This window comes from Thermodesulfobacteriota bacterium (assembly GCA_036397855.1).
Classification (GTDB): Bacteria; Desulfobacterota_D; UBA1144; order Nemesobacterales; family CSP1-2; genus DASWID01.
Window position 1 is genome coordinate 1 of sequence record DASWID010000102.1, and the last position, 2,453, is coordinate 2,453.

At 40.2% G+C, this 2,453-nt stretch carries 2 protein-coding genes and 2 tRNA genes; all 4 read left to right on the forward strand.

Translation table 11 applies throughout. The annotated features are described in order from the left end of the window. Positions 1 to 451: 451 nt before the first annotated feature. Positions 452 to 543, forward strand: a tRNA-Ser gene (locus VGA95_07810). Positions 544 to 561: 18 nt separating this feature from the next. Next, positions 562 to 635, forward strand: a tRNA-Arg gene (locus VGA95_07815). A 257-nt stretch (positions 636 to 892) separates the two neighbouring features. Further along, entirely contained in the window at positions 893 to 1,801 is a 909-nt protein-coding gene (locus VGA95_07820; protein ID HEX9666449.1) for a diguanylate cyclase, read from the forward strand. Between the two features lie 204 nt (positions 1,802 to 2,005). Then, the coding region (locus tag VGA95_07825; protein ID HEX9666450.1) for a response regulator at positions 2,006 to 2,453 on the forward strand (448 nt) is incomplete at its 3' end.

Below are 2,453 nucleotides of genomic sequence, written 5' to 3' on the forward strand. Positions count from 1 at the left end.
ACATATTCACTAATTGGGGCAAATATAAGGGGAAAGAAGTTTCCCTAGATTTGAATAAGCGACTTCCCGCTTTCATTGCGAGGGACTGAAAAAGTCCCGAAGCAATCTCCTTCAAGACTCACTGGGCATCTCGTAATATACCCGATTGTAGTATTGATGTAGCATATTGTTTCGCTGGAGCCTGTACTGAGCAAAGTCGAAGGGGGATTTAGGGAGATTTTAACGTCTTCGTTACTCATTTTCCTAACGCAATTTTTGGAATGCCGTTCAAGTCCTTTTGATTCCGAAAAGGACTAATCAAATTAAATCTATTCCAGAGCGATGGCGAAGCAATCTCCTACCAACACCATCAGCGTGGACTGATTAAAACACGACTGATGGTTTCTTACAAGAATCCTCATTGACACCCAGTGATAGTTTAAGTAGTTTTTTCCCGGTTAAGTTATAATTTGGAGAGGTGGCCGAGTGGCCGAAGGCACTCGCCTGCTAAGCGAGTAGGGGGATAAAACTCCCTCGTGGGTTCGAATCCCACCCTCTCCGCCAATCTTCTAAGAATCCTGTGCGCCCGTAGCTCAGATGGATAGAGCGCCGGACTACGAATCCGAAGGTCGGGGGTTCGACTCCCTCCGGGCGCGCAAATAGAATTAGGGGTGACCGATACAGCCGACCCCCTATTCCTATTCGTACTTGTTGGGTATGCTATTTTACTGGGGTTCGTCTCTTCCAGAATACCAGCTATTTTGGGGATACCATATTATGTGCTCATTATTTTAAATCGTAATAACAGATTTAACTATTTAATTGATTGAAGGGATATGTAGGTCTTATAATTAAATTAAGAGTTTTAAATAAAAAAGGAATCGGTTCTTATTGACAATGAGGGATGATCAATATGATTTCGGAACACTCTGATAATCAGTTGAATGACGACGCAGCGCGATCGCATATTCTATCGCTTGAAGACGGGCTCACCGAACACAGCAAATGCCTTAAGGATTGGCACCGTAGTCTTTTGTGCGGATTACCGGTAAGCGATGTGTATCTATTGAAAGATGGCTATCTCAAATGCGATTTTGGCAAATGGTATCGTAACCAAACTTCTACGTACCTGAGCAATAATGAGGATTTTCTCTTGATTAATAAGGCCCATCGAGAAATGCATGATATTGCACGAGTCTTGGCGTTGAAGTCAATACTCGAGGATCCAATCACAAAAGAAGACTACGATGTATTAAGCGAAAGGGAACAAGAATTGACTACGTTACTCCACAAGTTAAAAGATAAGCTTCATGAAAATATGTCTAAGATAGATTTTCTGACAGGTGCTCCCACTCGCCAACCGTTTTTGCAAACTTTTTCTAAGGAACAAGCGAGAGCATTAAGAACAGGCGAGCGGTGCGTAATTGCGTTAATTGACCTGGACAATCTGAAGGATGTTAATGATACATACGGTCATTTGTCAGGTGATAAGGTTTTGAAAGATGCGGCGAAGTACCTCATCCGTAACCTCAGAAAATATGATTCTATTTGTCGATATGGAGGCGATGAATTTCTTATCTGCATACCGCAAACAACCCCGGATACCGCTCGAGAAATTATCACCCGGTTACAGATGGGATTGTCTTCGTTGCCTATCAGATTAGATGAAGAACTTGTTGTAAACATTACGGCTTCTGTTGGAGCTACAGTAATGGCAACTGAACAGTCCATTGATGAAATTATTGCTCGAGCTGATGAAGCCTTATACAATGCAAAAAGAAAGGGAAAAAATCAAATTATTTTTTTCGAAAATAATGGTTGAAGTATGGGTGCTTATATTCTTGCTGGTTTCTTAGTAATTAGGTAGGTGATACATTAAACTTATTATATTTGTGAAGGGACCGAGCGTGAGGTTTCACATTTTATGATAACGGGTAATGATTAATTTCTCGAGTAACAGATTATAAATACACGACATGGGGCGCCTAAATTTTTATCTTGATAATATGAAATAGAATCTTCGGCAATGTATCGAATAAATCATACAAACGAAAAAAATAAGAATAGAGAGAAAATACTTATAGTTGATGATGAAAAGATCTTAGCAGATTTGCTGAAGGAAATTGCCGAGGAGGAGGGTTTTGCAAGTGAAAGTGTGACGAATGGAATTGAGTGTCTAGAAAAGTTCAGGGACGGAGACTTTTACGACATAGTTCTTCTGGACATCCATATGCCAAAAATCAGTGGAATTGAGACACTGAGAAGACTTCAAAAACTCTATCCCGATATCTCGATAATAATGGTAACTGCATCGAAAGAATTCGAATACGCAAGGTTGGCACTTAAGGAAGGGGCATATGATTATATTGTCAAGCCTTTTGATAATAGTAGTGTAAAGTCGGTAATAAATCGTGCGGTTGAGAGATCGAGGTTGATTAACGATATCAAGGATTATCAGGAAAATCTTGAGAGAA